This is a genomic window from Brotaphodocola sp. (assembly GCF_050873065.1).
Taxonomy (GTDB): Bacteria; Bacillota; Clostridia; order Lachnospirales; family Lachnospiraceae; genus Brotaphodocola.
In genome coordinates this window covers 1-16,677 of the sequence record NZ_JBNMIC010000049.1, presented here as the reverse complement: position 1 = coordinate 16,677, position 16,677 = coordinate 1, and the positions used below count along the sequence as shown (strand labels likewise).

14 protein-coding genes and 1 other RNA gene are annotated in these 16,677 nt (G+C 49.9%); 1 reads left to right on the top strand and 14 read right to left on the bottom strand.

What is annotated here, in order from left to right:
* From ACR0QE_RS11035 to ACR0QE_RS11025, 3 genes are all read right to left on the bottom strand, one after another.
* On the bottom strand, positions 1-278 hold a 278-nt coding region (locus ACR0QE_RS11035; protein ID WP_432628407.1), incomplete at its 3' end, for an alanine racemase.
* 44 nt (positions 279-322) lie between these two features.
* The gene (locus ACR0QE_RS11030; RefSeq protein ID WP_432628406.1) at positions 323-1,906 is read right to left on the bottom strand and encodes an NAD(P)H-hydrate dehydratase; all 1,584 of its coding nucleotides are present in this window, start codon (positions 1,904-1,906) and stop codon (positions 323-325) included.
* Between the two features lie 165 nt (positions 1,907-2,071).
* Entirely contained in the window at positions 2,072-2,761 is a 690-nt protein-coding gene (locus ACR0QE_RS11025; RefSeq protein WP_432628405.1) for a redox-sensing transcriptional repressor Rex, read from the bottom strand.
* Between the two features lie 349 nt (positions 2,762-3,110).
* Between ACR0QE_RS11025 and abc-f the strand changes: the two genes are divergently transcribed.
* On the top strand, positions 3,111-5,090 hold the full coding sequence (gene abc-f, locus ACR0QE_RS11020) for a ribosomal protection-like ABC-F family protein (protein ID WP_432628404.1): 1,980 nt from the start codon (positions 3,111-3,113) through the stop codon (positions 5,088-5,090).
* 54 nt (positions 5,091-5,144) lie between these two features.
* On the opposite strand, the gene ACR0QE_RS11015 is transcribed toward abc-f, so the two are convergent.
* From ACR0QE_RS11015 to ACR0QE_RS10965, 11 genes are all read right to left on the bottom strand, one after another.
* Positions 5,145-6,146 (bottom strand): hypothetical protein, encoded by a 1,002-nt coding sequence (locus tag ACR0QE_RS11015; protein ID WP_432628403.1) that lies wholly within the window; start codon positions 6,144-6,146, stop codon positions 5,145-5,147.
* Positions 6,147-6,259: 113 nt separating this feature from the next.
* Positions 6,260-6,607: RNase P RNA component class A (gene rnpB / locus ACR0QE_RS11010), an RNA gene on the bottom strand.
* A 48-nt stretch (positions 6,608-6,655) separates the two neighbouring features.
* Complete coding sequence (locus ACR0QE_RS11005; RefSeq protein ID WP_432628402.1) at positions 6,656-8,311, bottom strand: nucleoside kinase; 1,656 nt, start codon at positions 8,309-8,311, stop codon at positions 6,656-6,658.
* Positions 8,312-8,373: 62 nt separating this feature from the next.
* Positions 8,374-9,171 carry a Nif3-like dinuclear metal center hexameric protein gene (locus ACR0QE_RS11000; RefSeq protein ID WP_432628401.1) on the bottom strand — a complete coding sequence of 266 codons (798 nt, stop codon included), beginning with the start codon at positions 9,169-9,171 and terminating at the stop codon, positions 8,374-8,376.
* Positions 9,150-9,875 carry a tRNA (adenine(22)-N(1))-methyltransferase gene (locus ACR0QE_RS10995; RefSeq protein WP_432628400.1) on the bottom strand — a complete coding sequence of 242 codons (726 nt, stop codon included), beginning with the start codon at positions 9,873-9,875 and terminating at the stop codon, positions 9,150-9,152. The genes ACR0QE_RS11000 and ACR0QE_RS10995 overlap by 22 nt, the downstream gene beginning before the upstream one ends.
* 79 nt (positions 9,876-9,954) lie before the next feature.
* A complete protein-coding gene (gene rpoD, locus ACR0QE_RS10990; RefSeq protein WP_432628399.1) occupies positions 9,955-11,079 on the bottom strand; it encodes an RNA polymerase sigma factor RpoD in 1,125 nt (374 codons plus the stop codon).
* A 102-nt stretch (positions 11,080-11,181) separates the two neighbouring features.
* Entirely contained in the window at positions 11,182-12,969 is a 1,788-nt protein-coding gene (gene dnaG, locus ACR0QE_RS10985) for a DNA primase (RefSeq protein WP_432628398.1), read from the bottom strand.
* Positions 12,970-13,039: 70 nt separating this feature from the next.
* Positions 13,040-14,050 (bottom strand): deoxyguanosinetriphosphate triphosphohydrolase, encoded by a 1,011-nt coding sequence (locus ACR0QE_RS10980; RefSeq protein WP_432628397.1) that lies wholly within the window; start codon positions 14,048-14,050, stop codon positions 13,040-13,042.
* Positions 14,051-14,354: 304 nt separating this feature from the next.
* Positions 14,355-15,275: a SufB/SufD family protein gene (locus ACR0QE_RS10975; RefSeq protein ID WP_432628396.1), complete on the bottom strand. Its 921-nt coding sequence runs from the start codon at positions 15,273-15,275 to the stop codon at positions 14,355-14,357.
* Entirely contained in the window at positions 15,272-16,015 is a 744-nt protein-coding gene (locus ACR0QE_RS10970) for an ABC transporter ATP-binding protein (RefSeq protein ID WP_432628395.1), read from the bottom strand. The genes ACR0QE_RS10975 and ACR0QE_RS10970 overlap by 4 nt, the downstream gene beginning before the upstream one ends.
* A 450-nt stretch (positions 16,016-16,465) precedes the next feature.
* The coding region (locus ACR0QE_RS10965) for a hypothetical protein (protein ID WP_432628394.1) at positions 16,466-16,677 on the bottom strand (212 nt) is incomplete at its 5' end.

Below are 16,677 nucleotides of genomic sequence, written 5' to 3'. Positions count from 1 at the left end.
TCCTCATACTGGCTCTCATGGGCAACTCCCAGAACGAGAATCCATTTCGTGACCCCGTGGCGGCGGAGCACATATGCCTCCTCCGGCGTTGCCACCGCATATCCTGCGACAAACGGATCAATCGCCGTTGCAATCGGAACTGCACCGTGACCATATCCATCTGTCTTCACGACACCCACCATCTTTGTGCCGGGATTCAGATTCTTCTTCATAGATTCCATATTATAAACAACCGCATCCAGATCAATCGGTGCCCAGACCCGCGTATACGTCTTCATTTTCCTGTTATCTCCTTCTGTTCCTTCTTTTTTTTAATTATCTGTCAGTTTCTTGATTCACCATCTTTGTCGGTTTTTCTGCCGGTCCGGTTCTCCTTTTCCGTCTGTGCAACCGCATCGGCGAGACTGCGCGCAAGCACACCGTTCTCTCCGTATTTAACAGCTGCCGTTTCTCCGGCAAGACCGTGCAGGAAAACGCCAAATGCCGCTGCGCGATCGCAGTCCATCCCGCGCGCGAGCAGACCTGCGATGACTCCGGTCAGCACATCCCCGGAACCGCCCTTTGCCATCGCACTGCACCCGCTTGTATTCAGCCAGACATTCCCATCTTTATCGGAGATCACCGTCGATGCATCTTTCATCACACAGGTCACTCCATACCGGCTGCTGTACGATTTCACCGCCTGAACCGGATCTTCCTTGAGTTCCGAAATCGGGCAGGAACAGAGTCTTGCCATCTCTCCCATGTGAGGAGTCAAAATAATATTTTCCGTAAAGTACCTCGTCAGGTACGGATGGGATGCCACCGTGTTGAGCCCGTCTGCATCCAGAACAAGCGGCACATACGCATGCTCCAGGACCGCCTCCACGAGATATTCGACATACGGCTCCTGACCAAGCCCCGGCCCGAGAACAATCACATCTGCCCAGTCGCACGCCTCTCTCAGAAAATCGGTGGAATGTTCCTCAGCCGCAATCGCCTCCGGGTCGTAAACCGAGACAACCGCCTCCGGAAGCTGCATCTGAATCACCGTCCGGTTTTCCGGAACCGTCAGGACTTTCACAAGCCCCGCTCCGGTCCGGTAGGCTGCAAGCGCGGAAAAATACGCCGCTCCACTCATTCCCCGGCTCCCGGCGATCACAAGGACCTTGCCAAATGTGCCCTTGTTTCCGTCCGGCTGGCGCGCCGGCAGTTCTGCAAGATCCGCCTCCTCAAGGGAAGTGCAGTCCCATCCGGCACGCTTTAAGCTGACATTAGAAAATCCCACTTCGGCCACCCGCACGTTTCCGGCATAAGTCCGCCCGGGATAGAGAAAAAGTCCGGTCTTTCCATAGCCAAAGGTCACGGTGAGGTCTGCCCTCAGCGCGATTCCCATCACGCGCCCCGTCTGGGAGTGAATGCCGGACGGGGTATCTGCCGCCACCACTTTGGCGCTGTCCCGGCGGACAATCTCACAGAGATGCTCGAGAAATGTCTTCCACTCCCCGGTGATCTCTCTCGTAAGTCCGATGCCAAACACGGCATCCACAATCACATTCCAGCTTCCGGCGCTCTCGCTCTCTTCTCTTACGATCGGCACGCCGAGCGCCTCGGCAATCCTTTGCTGTCTGCGATGTTCTTCCGTCTCGTGATCCGGATTTCCGCCAAGAAGCACCACCGCCTCATATCCGCGCCCGCAAAGAATCCTCCCCGCTGCAATTCCGTCCGCACCGTTGTTTCCCGTTCCGCAAGCAATCAGAATCCGCGCCGATTTCCCGGATTTTCCTTCTGCTACGATCATTTCTTCCACGGCATCCGCAATCGCTAACGCTGCCCGCTCCATCAGGACAAGCGACGGAATCCCAATCCGCTCTATCGTGTCCTGATCAATCTGTTTCATCTGCCTGCCGGTCACAAAGTACCTCATCCGCCCGCCTCCTGTCCCTGATCTTTTTTATTTTAGATATTTTTCTAACATACACGCGCAAAACCGGCAGGCGAAATGAGACATGCTCTTTCTCCTGCCGGTATCCGCCACATCATGTACGAAACGATCCGTTTTTTCCGAAACCATTCCTCTTTTTCTTTTTATTTAGGATTTCTTTTCTTTCTCTTTCTTCTCCTTTGCGCGTCGCTCCTGCTCTTCTTTCTGATCCTGAAGACGGCACACACGATAGGAAAGACGCATCAGACTCTCGGACAGATGTACATTTTCTACCACAACATCATCCGGCACATTCAGATCCACATGTGCAAAGTTCCAGATCGCCTTGATTCCCGCGCTGACCAGACGGTCCGCAATCTCCGGCGCCTTTGTCTTCGGGATTGTGAGCGCTGCCATCTGCACATTGTTATCCCGGATAAACTGCTCTAAATCATCTACTCCGCGAATCTCAATTCCGCGCACTACAAGACCAATCAGACGCGGGTTGATATCAAACATTCCCTTGATGATAAATCCACGCTTCTCAAAATTGGCGTAGTTCGCAATCGCCTGTCCCAAATTACCGGCACCAATGATAATCAGGTTGTGTTTCCGGTCAATTCCGAGGATCTTTCCAATCTCCGTATACAGATACTTTACATTATATCCATATCCCTGCTGACCAAAACCACCGAAATTATTCAGATCCTGACGAATCTGTGATGCCGTCACTTTCATCCGGGAACTCAGCTCGTTGGAGGAAATTCTCTCCACACCAAGTTCCATCAGTTCTCCCAGATAACGGTAATACCTGGGCAGACGGGTAATTACCGCCTTTGAAATTTCTCTGCCTTCCATGATTCCCTGCCACCTCTCTACTGTCTGTCAACTGTTTTCTATTATAACCTTTTGCCATTTTTATGTCAAACTGTTTATATACACGTACAGTGACAGAAATATCTTACCGTTCACGCCCTGCGCGGACAGCAACGGATTTTGTCCCCAAATGGACGGTGCTCTCCAAAACCCTTCCGGATAAATGATTGAAAATTTGAAGGTTTTATACTATACTTTTCGTAGTATGCCTAAATCTTCGTCCACCCCAAGAAGAAACAGGTGTAAACAAGCAAACATAAACAAACAACTATAAACAAACAAATTTGGGTTGAAAAACAAAAATTGAGAAACAAGAAATGAGGTTTTATTTATGATATTATCCTGCAACCATATCAGCAAGGCATTCGGAACAGACCAGATCTTGTCGGATGTCTCTTTTCATGTAGAGGATCAGGAGAAGGCTGCGATCGTCGGAATCAACGGTGCCGGCAAATCCACCCTCTTAAAAATCATTGTCGGAGAACTCTCCCCGGACACCGGAGAATCCGTTCTCTCCCGCGGAAAGACGCTCGGCTATCTCGCACAGCATCAGGATCTCGAGAGCGGACGCACAATCTATGAGGAGCTTAAAGAGGTCAAACGGCCGATCATCGAGATGGAGGAACAGATCCGCAGTCTCGAACTTCAGATGCGCGATGCCTCCGGCGAGGAACTCGAACAGATGCTCTCCGCTTACAGCCGTTTAAACCACACGTTTGAGCTGGAAAACGGCTATGCATGGAAAAGCGAGATTGTCGGCGTCCTCAAGGGTCTCGGATTCAATGAGGACGAGTTTGACAAGCAGGTTTCCACGCTCTCCGGCGGCCAGAAGACCCGCGTCTCTCTCGGCCGTCTGCTTCTCTCCAAACCGGACGTAATTCTCCTCGACGAGCCGACGAACCATCTCGATATGGAGTCGATCTCCTGGCTCGAGAACTATCTGCGCGGATATAACGGCGCCGTTGTGATCGTCGCCCACGACCGTTATTTCTTAAACCGCGTTGTGACAAAGATCGTAGAACTTGAAAACGGGCGCAGCACGACGTATCTCGGAAACTACACCGATTACAGCGAGAAGAAGGCGATGATCCGCGCTGCACAGATGAAGGCATATTTGAACCAGCAGCAGGAAATCCACCATCAGGAGGAAGTGATCGCAAAGCTTAAATCCTTCAACCGCGAGAAATCCATCAAGCGTGCCGAGAGCCGTGAAAAGATGCTCTCCAAAATCGAGATTCTCGACAAGCCTGCCGAGATCAGCGATGAGATGCGGATCAAGCTTGAGCCAAACATTGTCAGCGGAAGCGATGTCCTGACCATCCGGGATTTGAGCAAATCTTTCGGCTCCCAGACTCTGTTCTCCCACGCGGATATCGATGTCAAGCGAGGAGAGCGCGTCGCTGTCATCGGAAATAACGGAACCGGAAAGACAACCCTGTTAAAGCTGATCAACGGCATGCTTCCGTCCGACGGCGGAACCATCACGCTCGGCTCCAAGGTGCATATCGGTTACTACGATCAGGAGCACCACGTCCTCCATATGGAAAAAACGGTGTTTGAGGAAGTTCAGGATGCCTATCCGAATCTGAGCAACACGCAGGTGAGAAACATTTTAGCAGCCTTCCTCTTTACCGGGGATGACGTGTTCAAGCGCATCTCTGACTTAAGCGGCGGTGAGCGCGGACGTGTCTCCCTCGCAAAGCTGATGCTCTCCGAGGCAAACTTCCTGATCCTCGATGAGCCGACGAACCACCTCGACATCACCTCCAAGGAGATCCTCGAGGAAGCCCTCAAAAACTACACCGGAACCGTGCTCTACGTCTCGCATGACCGCTATTTCATCAATCAGACCGCGACAAGAATCCTTGAGCTGACCGGACAGACCTTCATCAACTATATCGGAAATTACGATTACTATCTCGAGAAGAAGGAACTGATGACCGATCTCTACGCTCCGGGAGCCAACGCGCAGACCTCGTCCCAGCAGATTCCGGGTGTCGGAAAGAGCGTCTGGTCTTCCTCAGCGGCCGGAAACAGCGCAAACAGTGCAGATGCAGGTTCCGACACCAAGCAGGACTGGAAAGCACAGAAGGAAGAACAGGCCCGGATCCGCAAACGCCAGAATGATTTAAAAAAGATTGAAACCGAGATCGAAAAACTCGAGACCCGGGATGCCGAGATCGATGAACTCCTGACTCAGGAGGAGATCTACACCGATGTTTCCCGTCTCGTCGAGCTCAACAAAGAAAAAGAAGCGCTCCAGACAAATCTGGAAACGCTCTATGCTCAGTGGGAGGAGCTGGCTGAATAAGCCAGCTCTTTTTTTCATTCAATTCCCATCTCTCTTCTCATTATTTTTTTAGAATCATTCTCCCTGTACTTCCTGTGTCGTTTCCTGCTTGACTCCCGGTCCTCCCTCCGCTCTCACCCGCTCTTCGTAGGCTTCTGCCTCCGCTCTTGCAAGTTCTGCCTGTTTTCTGTAAAATTCCCGCTCTTCCTCACTGTCATTCTGGTGGAGAATCTCCTCGATCACCTCGCAGACTTCCGGCGCCGCGCGGCGAATCTCAGCGGTCTTCTCCCCCTCCAAATAGGCGGACACGAGTTTTCCGAAATAAAACTTGCTGTCACTCGCGTAATAATCCGGAATCTCCAAAACTCCCCGAAGCACCGGATAAGCATTCCACAGCACAGCCATCCGCTCATCATTCTCCCGATAACAGCCCGCTGCCTCTCCCACATACTCGCACATCGCCTCAAGAAGAGCCTCCGGTTTTGTCGTCTTCACTTTCTCATACTCGCAGTCAACACTGTGATAGACATAATAGATCCCGAGATCGGTCGACGGTGCCGCAAAGTATTTCTTCTTTGTGTAAAACATGATCTGCCAGCCATCTCTCACAAAACGCTCCAGCCAGCCGCGCGGAACGAGGTAGAGCGCATCGGTGATCAGATCCTTCTGCTCCGTTGTGACCTCTGCATTTCCGATCGTCCGGATATCCCCGCTGCTCTGGTGCTGTCCGTCATCTCCAAAAAACTCCAGTCCGAGATACTGATTTCTCGCCATATGGCCGTTGATGAAAAAATAGTACATCACACCGTCAACGATCTGGCTGCCCCCGTCCGCCATCTCTCCACTTTCCGAAAACCAGTACCACTCTCCGCCGTATTTCAGCCATCCGGTGTGATTGCTTCCGTCCGGATCGCGATAATACCAGTGATAATTTTTATAGATCCAGTCACTGCCTCCATCCCCAGGCGCCTCCATTGCCCGGCTCTCCCCCGCAGACAGCGCAATAAAAATCACACTGATCAACAGAATGAGAATCCGCCGGAATCCGGTTCGCCACGCACATCGGTATTTTCTCACTGAAAGCCGTCCTTTCTCACATCCACTCTGAGTTATGCAAAAAGCTCCCCGCTGTGCGGAGAGCTCTCAATTCATCATCAAATATTTCCGGTGCGCCCATTCACGCACTTTTTTGAATGAGCAGGACGATAAGCCGGGTTATGTCGTTGGATGGTCATCTATCTAGACCAGATGTCGCCACCTGGTTCAAGCGACCTACCCGAAAGCAGACGGGCCGCCTTATGCTTTCTGTTCGGTCTTGCTTCAAGTGGGGTTTACATGTGCCCTGCCTGTTACCAGCCAGGCGGTAGTCTCTTACACTGCCTTTCCACCCTTACCGGCGCGAACCGGCGGTATATTTCTGTTGCACTGTCCCTAGAGTCACCTCCGCCAGACGTTATCTGGCACCCTGCCCTGTGAAGCCCGGACTTTCCTCTCCCACAACCTTTCGGTCTTGTGGCAGCGACCATCTGTCCTGCTCAAACGTGTCTATTCTACCATTGGTTTTTAAAACTGTCAAGTAAGTGTTGTTATACGCGGAAGCAGCTTCCTCCGACAAACTCCCTAAGAATCGAGTTCTGCGGAATGTTCTCACAGCCGACTCCGAGGAAATAATCCAGGAATTTAAGCAGGCGTTTTGCCTCCACATACTCTGCACTGTCGCGCGGGACACTAAAGAGCGCCGGCTCTGCAAACTGCTTGAGTACTGCCAGTTCATAGACGAGAGCCGAGTTAAACATCACATCTGCCTCCTCCTGATACGGGAAGATGTTTTCCTCCTCTCCGCGGCGAACCGACGGCCACATCCGGATCGTATCCTGGGCGGAAGCACCTCTCGTCCTTGCATCCCGGACAATGCGACGGATCAGCCGACCGTCCGTCGTCGGAATCCGGTTGTGTTCATCGATTCCGAGCTGCGTGAGTGCACTGATATAAATCTTGAATTTGTTCTCTCTCGGAAGACTGTATGAGAGTCTCTCATTCAGACAGTGGATTCCCTCGATAACCAGAATATCATTCTCGCCGAGCGTCAGCCAGTCTCCCTGATACTCTCTCTCTCCCGTCACAAAGTTATAGACCGGAAGCTGAACCGTCTTTCCCGCTAAAAGATCTGTCATATCCTGATTGAATTTCTCGACATCGAGGCACTCAAGCACTTCGTAATTGTAACTTCCATCCGGATTTTTCGGGCTGTTCACACGGTTGACAAAATAATTGTCCACCGAGATCGGGTGCGGAACCATGCCGTTTGCCCTCAGCTGGATCGAAAGGCGATGGGAGAACGTCGTCTTTCCCGAGGAGGACGGACCGGCGATCATCACGAATTTCTTGTCCGGCTGATTCTTGATCATCTCCGCAATATCGCCCATCTTCTTTTCCATCCGGGCTTCCTGAATCAGAATCAGGTCATTGAGTTTTCCCTGTGTAATCTGCTCATTTAACGATCCAACCGTCGGAATCTTTAAGCTTCTGCCCCAGTCTTTCGCTTCTTTCAGGACGGAGAACAGTTTCTCCTGCGGCTGAAACTCTGGAATCTCCGTCGGATTGGAGGAGTCAGGAAGCAGAAGCACGAGTCCGCGTTTATAGGCAATCACATCAAAATACTGGATATATCCGGTATTCTGCACCATGTATCCATAGTTGTAGTCCTCAAATTTTCCAATGCTGTAAATATTTACGCGGGAAACTCTTCGATAGTGAAAAAGTCTCTCTTTGTCGTACATTTTGTGCTGATGGAAGAGCTCCACTGCCTCATCCGTATTCATGCTTCTCTTCATAATCGGAATTGCCGCATTCACATATGCCCGCATCTGATCGCGGATCTTTCCTGCAATCTCCGGTGTCACCTCAAAATCTCCGATCGGTTCCATAAAAAGCCCATTTCCAATCGAAAAATCCACGGCGACTTTCTTCAGGTGGTCGGCTCCGATCACCTCATAGATCGCCTTTAAGAGAATCAGAACCGCACTTCTCTGGTAAGTCATAATACCCGGTCTGTCTTTCGCGGTCAGAAATGTAATCTCCGTCCCGTCTTTCACCCGCTTATGCAGTTCCTGAAGTTTTCCGTTTACCCGTGCAAGAAGAATGTCATAATCAAACTTTCTCTGATAAAGTGCTGCCACATCCATGAGAAGTGTCTCTTCCTCAAACTCGCGCACTTCTCCTTCTACCGTCACATGAATCATTTGCCTGCCCTCCTGTTGTCCGCCATGTACTCTCAAAAGATTCTAGTTTGTTTTTGCACTCATTATACCACTATTGCCGGAAATGCCGGATCTGCCTCAGCCACCGTGACCTGATCCGCAAATGTCTTTCTCAGATATTCCGCCACAAATGGAATAAAGATATGTTCCAGACCATAATGGCCCGCATCGATGATCGCCATCCCACAGGAGGCCGCATCGATTCCGTCGTGATGTCCGATATCCCCGGTGATCAGAACCCCTGCTCCCTGCGAAATCGCAGTCCGGACCATGCTTCCGCCAGATCCCGGCGAAATCGCCGCTCTTTGAATCTTCCCGGTCACCTGTCTGCTTCCGTAAACGGTCACAAATGGCAGGTCAAAAGCCTCTTTCACCCGTCCGGCAATCTCCTCGAGTGTCATCTCCTGCGGAAGCTCACCGATCTTTCCGATTCCAAAGGTTCCATTCTCATTCCGCACCGTCACATCAAGCGGCGCCTCCGCATCCAGGCTGATCCGATCCGCTGCCAGATCCGCCATACATCCCGGTGCAATGTCAAAATTTGTGTGCATCGCAAAATAGCTCAAATCTGCCTGAATCATCCTCACAATCCGCCTGCCGATAAACTGCTCATCATTGACCTGCTTGAGTGCCCTGAAAATCAGGGGATGATGGGTCACAATCATATCCGCATGGATCTGAATTGCCTGATCAATCACCTCATCCGTCGCATCCAGAGCCACAAGAATCGTCTTTACTTCTTTTTCTGCCCGTCCTGCCAGAAAACCCGGGTTGTCCCAGTCGCAGGCATAAGCCCGCGGTGCAAGCTCATCCAGGGCTCTTATGATCTCTCTGCACTGCATAATCTCTGTTTTGCCTCCTCAATCTGCTGTAAGAGCACGGAAATTTCCTCCAGACGAGCTTTCGCGCCCTCTTTTTCCTGCCTGTTCAAATGCTCTGCAATCTCCCGGTACTGTCTCTCTTCCTTTCCGAGAAGCTCTCCAAGAACCGGAATGGAATCCTCTGTAAGACACATGCCATAACGGTATTCTGCCTCGGAATCCGCGTGCATCTTTCCATGTTCCACACGCATGATCGTGTAGTACTTTCCATCCTCCTCAAGCATCCGCTCTTCCCGGATTGCAAGCCCAAGCACCTCGAGCCCGTGACGGAAAACGGCAAGTTCCGACTGCGGGGACAGAAGAAAGGTGTGAATCCCGGAAATCACCTCGGGATCTGCCGATTTCAGGATGCGAAGCATCAGCTCTCCGCCCATTCCGGCAATCACGACAGTATCTGCCTCCCCTGCCTTCAGCTTCTGCATTCCATCACTAAGCCGCGTCTCAATCCGATCCTGCATTCCAAACGCGAGCACATGTTCCTGCGCCCTGAGAAGCGGCCCCTTTCTCACATCCATCGCAAGCGCCCGTCCCGCCTTTTCAAGTTCCATCAGACGGATCGGGACAAAGCCGTGATCTGTCCCGATATCTGCCACACAGCTGTCTTTTCCGGTCACAGGAACCATCTCCACAATTGTCTCAAGTCTCTTTGATAACTTTATCTGCACAGAATCTGTATCTCTCTTTCCATATATTGTAATTATATTGTAATCTTATAATATTGTTTAATTCTATATCGCCATGCCTTTAATCCAGATAGTCTTTCAGTTTCCGGCACCGGCTCGGATGGCGCAGTTTGCGAAGCGCCTTCGCCTCAATCTGGCGGATTCTCTCTCTCGTCACATGGAATTCTCCGCCGACTTCCTCAAGTGTCTTCGGCTTTCCGTCATCGAGCCCAAAACGCAGGCGAAGCACTTTCTGCTCTCTCTCCGTCAGTGTTGAGAGTGCCTCCATCAGCTGTTCATGTAGAAGCGTGAAGGCAGCCTCCTCCGCCGGAACTGCGACATGGTCATCCTGAATGAAATCGCCGAGATGGCTGTCCTCCTCTTCCCCGATCGGCGTCTCAAGAGAGACCGGATCCTGAGAAATCTTCCGGATCTCACGCACGCGCTCCGGCGGAATCTCCATGCGCGCCGCAATCTCCTCCACAGTAGGTTCCCGCCCAAGTTCCTGAACGAGCTGTCTCGACGTGCGCACGAGACGATTGATCGTCTCAACCATGTGGACCGGAATTCGGATCGTTCTCGCCTGATCGGCGATTGCCCTCGTGATGGCCTGACGAATCCACCAGGTTGCGTAGGTGGAAAACTTGTATCCCTTTCGATAGTCAAACTTCTCGACCGCCTTGATCAGACCGAGGTTACCCTCCTGAATCAGATCCAGGAACTGCATTCCACGTCCCACATATCGCTTTGCAATGCTGACGACAAGGCGCAGGTTTGCCTCGGCAAGACGTTTTCTCGCCTCCTGATCTCCCAGTTCCATCTTTTTCGCAAGTTCGATCTCCTCATCCGTCGAGAGAAGCGGAATCTTTCCAATCTCTTTTAAGTACATCCGAACCGGGTCCTCAACGCCGACACCCTCCGGCACGGACAAATCGATTTTCTCCGGATCGATCTCCTCTTCCTCATCGAGATCCTCCTCGGAAAACAGATCCGGATCCATCTCGTCCTCATCTTCCGTTCGCAGGACATCTACATGATGGCGGTCCAGAAATTCATAAATCCGATCCAGTTTTTCGGGATCCAGAATCTCTCCCCGAAAGGAATCCAGAATCTCTCGATTTTCCAGCACATTTTTCTTTTTGCGTGCCTCTTCCACAAGGTGCGTCAGTTTTTCTTCAAATGTCTGTGTCTGCTTCTGTTCTTCCATAGTTATCCGCCCTTTCCATAAGATGTGCTCCCAAAATGCCGTCATTCCGTTTTCGATTGGATCGATCCGCCAAAGCGTCCCATCCCTGTCAATCTCAAACGCTTAACTGTCAATATCGATATGAAGTGTCTTTAATGCCGCCTGTTCCTGAATGATTTTTTGCAGCTGCACAATATCCGAGGCACTTCTGCTCGCCTCATCCAGACTGTGCTTGCGAACTTTCAGCACGGTATCTGAAAATGCCTTCTTCTGCTCATCATTATTCAGTGACTCCTTCAGGTTCGCATGGAACAGCGCCGCCACCTCTTTGTATTGTTCTTCATCATTGATAAAATGATTCAGAATTTCTGCGGGATTTAACGTGCCCTTCTCCTGTTCCGCAAATACCATCTCTGCCACCTGATGATAGAGCGGCTCATCGAAGTCATCCGGTCCTACAATTCCCCGGACTTTCTCAAAGAGTTTCGGTTTTTCAATCAGCCAGGTCAGGAGAAGTCTCTGGGAACGGCGAATGCCCTCATCCCGATCCACCTTCTTGCGCTTCTCCCGTCCGCCCGGTGAATTTCCATATTCCGAATTCTGCCCGGAACGGTCACCAACACCGCGGCTGAGTCCGAGGCGATTTACGAGATTTCTCAAATCTTTGTAAGGAATCATCTGTTCCCCGGCAACAGCCTGAATGTAATTATCCCGCTCCAGCGGCTCTGTGAATTCAAGAAGTTTCTCCGCCGCCGCATGGATGAACTTTGTCCTCTGTTCCGGATCCTGCATCTGATAGTCTCTCTTTAAGACCTCAATCTCAAAAAGGAAACTGTTTTTTGCATTCGCAATCCGCTCCCGAAACGCATCAGCACCCATATTTTTGATAAACTCATCCGGGTCCTTGTACGGTTTCAGATTCAAAACTTTTGCGGAAAGCCCGACATTTCTCAGAATCGGAATCGCACGAAGGGCCGCTTTCACACCTGCTCCATCACTGTCATAGGTGAGAATCACAAGCTCGGTATAGCGCTTTAAAAGCATTGCCTGCTGGGAGGTAAACGCCGTTCCAAGCGAGGCAACCGCATTCTGAAATCCAGCCTGCTGCATCGCAATCACATCCATATAACCCTCGCAGAGCAGCATATATTTTTCCCGGCTCGTCCGCGCGTAATTCAGTCCGTACAGATTTCGGCTCTTATCAAAAACAAGGGTCTCCGGGGAGTTCAGATACTTCGGTTCCCCGTCCCCGAGCACACGGCCTCCAAATCCGATCACGCGGCTGTTGACATCCATAATCGGAAACATCACACGATTCCAGAATTTGTCGTACGTTCCCCGCTCCTCAATCGTCACAAGGCCGGACTCTTTCAAAATCTCATCTCCGTATCCCTTTGCCCGCAGGTACTGATAGAGATCATTTCCCGTCTTATTCGCAAATCCAAGACCGAACCTGCGGATCGTGTCATCGCTGAGGGCTCGTTTTTTGAAATACTCATACCCGATTTTTCCATGCGGCTGGTGCAGATGATAATAAAAATAATTGGCAGCCAGTTTATTGATCTCCAAAAGAGTGGAGCGTTTGTCTTCCCTCGCGCGCTCCTCCTGTGTGTACTCAATCTCCGGAAGCTTTACGCCTGCCCGGTCGGCAAGACGCTTCATCGCCTCCGGAAATGTATCATTCTCATACTCCATCACAAATGTGATGACATTTCCTCCCGCTCCGCACCCGAAGCAGTAATACATCTGTTTCTGGGGAGAGACGGAAAAGGACGGAGATTTCTCATTGTGAAACGGACACAGTCCAAAATAATTGCTTCCCTTTTTCTGCAGATTTACATACTGGGAGACAATATCTACAATATCGTTTCTCGTCCGTACTTCCTCTATTACTTCCTCCGGATAATACATATCTGTTTCTCTCTTCTCCCTTCTGTCTGTATGTACTCAGCATCCATATCTCAATTTTCAAGTCGACTTATCAAAGAATCTTCCACGCTTTCGGGACAAACAGTTCTTCGAAGCGGTCAATCGCGTACCCATCACTCATTCCCGCAATATAGTCGCAGATTATCCGCTCCCTTGCCTCTCCTCTCTGTTCCATCAAGAGGCGATACTCCTCCGGCAGTTCCTCAATGTGATCCATATAGTACCGGTACAGCGACACAATCAGCTGCTGTGCCCGTCCCTCCTCTGCCTTTGGAATCTCATTCTCATAGACATGCTCAAACATCCACGAGCGAAGTCCCTGAACGGCATCTTCCATTCCCGGGGACATCAAAATCTCCGGGCAATCCATGCTGTTAAGGATAATATCATGAATGATTGTGTCGAGACGTTCCCTGACACTGTGCCCCAGTACCTTTGTATACATCTCCGGAATGTCTTTCTCCTCAAGAATCTTTCCGCGGATCGCATCATCAATATCGTGATTGATGTATGCCACTTTATCGGAAATTCGCACGATCGCTCCCTCTAAAGTAGAAGGATGGCCACTCGTCCGGTGATTCCGGATTCCATCCCGGACTTCTCTCGTCAGATTCAGTCCTCTTCCGTTCTTCTCAAGCACTTCCACAACCCGCACACTCTGTTCCGAGTGAACAAAACCAAATGGCGACAACCGGTTCAAAACTGCCTCCCCGGAATGACCAAACGGCGTATGTCCGAGATCATGACCGAGTGCAATCGCTTCCGTCAGATCCTCATTCAGTCTGAGTGCACGCGCAATCGTCCGTGCGATCTGCGCAACCTCTAACGTATGGGTCAGGCGTGTCCGGTAATGATCTCCCTCCGGAATAAAAAAGACCTGAGTCTTATGCTTCAGGCGCCGAAATGCTTTGCAGTGAAGAATCCTGTCTCGATCCCGCTGATAAGCTGTCCGGATATCACAGGGCTCCTCCCAGACCTCTCTCCCCTCACTGTTCCTGCTCAAAGAAGCATACGGACTCAAATACTCCGCTTCCATGTTTTCTCGCTGTTCTCTGATCGTCAAAAATTGCACCTCCTCTCGAGATGTTTCTGAGTTTCTTTTGCGCCTATTATAGCATATTTTCTGAATTTTTAACACCAATAATACAAAAACAGCAAAGCAATCAGATTTTTCATGTCTTTTGCCTTGCTGTTCTCGATCTTCTGTTCTCAGTTCCCGATTTTCCGTCTTTTCTTGTCCTTTTTCGACGGCTCTATCGGATGTTTCTTTGAATTTCCCCTTGAACTTCTTTTTAAACTTCCCTTTAAATTTCTTTTTAAATTTCTTTTTTTATCTTAAATGCCTGTTCCGGCTTCCATCTTCCGTCTTATTTCAGGAAGCCGTTGACGATCTGAGCCTCCGCCTCTTCTTCTGTAAGACCTAAGGTCATCAGTTTGATGATCTGCTCTCCGGCAATCTTTCCGATCGCTGCCTCGTGGATCAGAGCTGCATCGATGTTGTTTGCCTCAAGCTGAGGAATTGCAAGAATCTTTGCATCGCCCATAATGATTGCATCACACTCGGTATGACCGGTGCACTTTGCATTTCCGACAATACGGGAATCAAATTTCTGGTAGGAATGGTCTTTTGCAACGGAGCGGGACACCACATCTGCGCTCGCATCGTCTCCGTTCAGTGTGACGGTATAGCCGCTGACCGCGTGCTGATCCCCGTGGGTCAGAAGACGCTCCCGCACAACCAGCTTTGCCCCTGCGGCAAGTTCTGCGGTCGTCATACGGTTCGTGGAGTCCACGCCCTTGATCTGGACCATCTCCATCTCCATGACACTTCCCTCTTCCATATAGGCCTCGGTGACCGGATTCAGGATTCTCTTTCCGTCTCCCTCACCCTCTCCGTAATGTTTCTCGACGTATTTTACTTTTGCATTCTTTCCGACGAAGAAGCGATGGACGCCATCATGCTGGGAATCCTGGTTTCCGCAGTTGTGAATTCCACATCCTGCCACAATCACCACGTCACAGTCCTCACCGATATAGAAATCATTGTATACCACTTCCTTGAGTCCACTTGCACTCAGAACAACCGGAATGTGCACGCTCTCATGCTTTGTTCCCGGTTTGATGCGGATATCGATGCCGCTCTTGTCCGTCTTGGATACAATGTCAATGTTTGCGGTCGTGTTTCTTCCTGCCATCTGACCGTTTGCCCGGATGTTGTATGCTCCCTCCGGAACGCTGTGGAGGTCTGCTACCTCCTCAAGAATGTGCTTCTGAATCTCGTCAATCATGCCTGTGCCCCTCCCTGATAATATTTGTCGCAGGGATTCATAGCCGATGCCGTGCCAAGAAGTCCCGGAAGAATGTCATCCTTTGCGCCATGTCTGCTCACTTTTCCATCTGCGATCACAACGATCTCATCTGCAATGTCAAGAATTCTCTCCTGGTGAGAAATAATCAGAATGGAACCGTCCGTCTGCTTTCTCATTCGCTCAAATACCTGAATCAGATTCTGGAAGCTCCAAAGATCGATTCCTGCCTCCGGCTCATCAAATACAGACAGCTTTGTTCCTCTTGCCAGAACGGTTGCAATCTCAATACGCTTCAGCTCTCCGCCGGAAAGGCTTCCGTTGACCTCTCGGTTGATATAATCTTTCGCGCACAGTCCAACCTCCGACAGATACTTGCACGCATCTGCCGCAGAAAGGTTCTTCTTTGCTGCGAGACGGATCAGGTCAAGCACCTGAATTCCCTTAAAGCGAACCGGCTGCTGAAATGCAAAACTGATTCCCATATTGGCACGTTCCGTGATGGTTTTCTCCGTGATGTCCTCACCGTTAAAATAAATTTTTCCCGATGTCGGACGCTCAATTCCCGCAATCAGCTTCGCCAGTGTGGACTTTCCGCCACCGTTCGGACCCGTAATCACCACAAACTTGTGATCATCCACATTCAGACTGATGTTGCGAATAATCTCTTTTTGTCCTTTTTCTCCCGGTACCTCGAAGGACACATTCTCTAATGTCAGCATAACTCCCTCCATACATCTTTCTATATCTCAAAGTTTCCCGTTTTTTCCATATATTTCCATATACAACAAACAGACTTTGCGATACATGTATTCTATCCATTTCTTTTTTGCAGGATTCTGCAGGACTTCCATCTATTTTCTTCCTGCATTTACCGCTAACGTATATTATATACCAACTTAGTCGGTTTTACAAGGAAACCATGCACAGAAGCAAAAAAGGCATGGTGGCATGGTGAAAGATGGAGAATGATACAAAGGGACGATACAAAAATATTCTGAGTCTGACACTCCAACGGCTAAAGCTCGTTGGGTTCTCATATACATGAACTTCCAAATATGCTCGAAAGTATATAAGACTGATTCATTTCTATGAGACTTTCATTATCAATCATTCTAATGAACGAATTAACGATAACATACGGCTCGTGTCAAAACCGTTTTTTCTACTTTTTAAATGCCCATACTACTCAAAGTATAGGTGTTTTTTAATCTTTGAATTTCTATATCATGAAGTGTTTTAAAAGTATGAAATCTATCATTGCATTTTTCTATATCAAAATTTTCTAAATCACCTGAAATATTCATTATTAAAAAAGCACTGTATAAATCTCTCTGAATCTTCATTCCGTTTAAGTCATTCCATCGTTTTGAAAGTGATTTTT

Coding starts and splice junctions, on each gene's coding strand:
- ACR0QE_RS11030 (WP_432628406.1), bottom strand. CDS start 1,906: ATGAGGTACTTTGTGACCGGCAGGCAGATGAAACAGATTGATCAGGAC.
- ACR0QE_RS11025 (WP_432628405.1), bottom strand. CDS start 2,761: ATGGAAGGCAGAGAAATTTCAAAGGCGGTAATTACCCGTCTGCCCAGG.
- abc-f (WP_432628404.1), top strand. CDS start 3,111: ATGATATTATCCTGCAACCATATCAGCAAGGCATTCGGAACAGACCAG.
- ACR0QE_RS11005 (WP_432628402.1), bottom strand. CDS start 8,311: ATGATTCATGTGACGGTAGAAGGAGAAGTGCGCGAGTTTGAGGAAGAG.
- ACR0QE_RS11000 (WP_432628401.1), bottom strand. CDS start 9,171: ATGCAGTGCAGAGAGATCATAAGAGCCCTGGATGAGCTTGCACCGCGG.
- rpoD (WP_432628399.1), bottom strand. CDS start 11,079: ATGGAAGAACAGAAGCAGACACAGACATTTGAAGAAAAACTGACGCAC.
- dnaG (WP_432628398.1), bottom strand. CDS start 12,969: ATGTATTATCCGGAGGAAGTAATAGAGGAAGTACGGACGAGAAACGAT.
- ACR0QE_RS10975 (WP_432628396.1), bottom strand. CDS start 15,275: ATGATTGACGAGATTCAGAAGCACATTCTTGAGGAGGTAGCAGACCTC.
- ACR0QE_RS10970 (WP_432628395.1), bottom strand. CDS start 16,015: ATGCTGACATTAGAGAATGTGTCCTTCGAGGTACCGGGAGAAAAAGGA.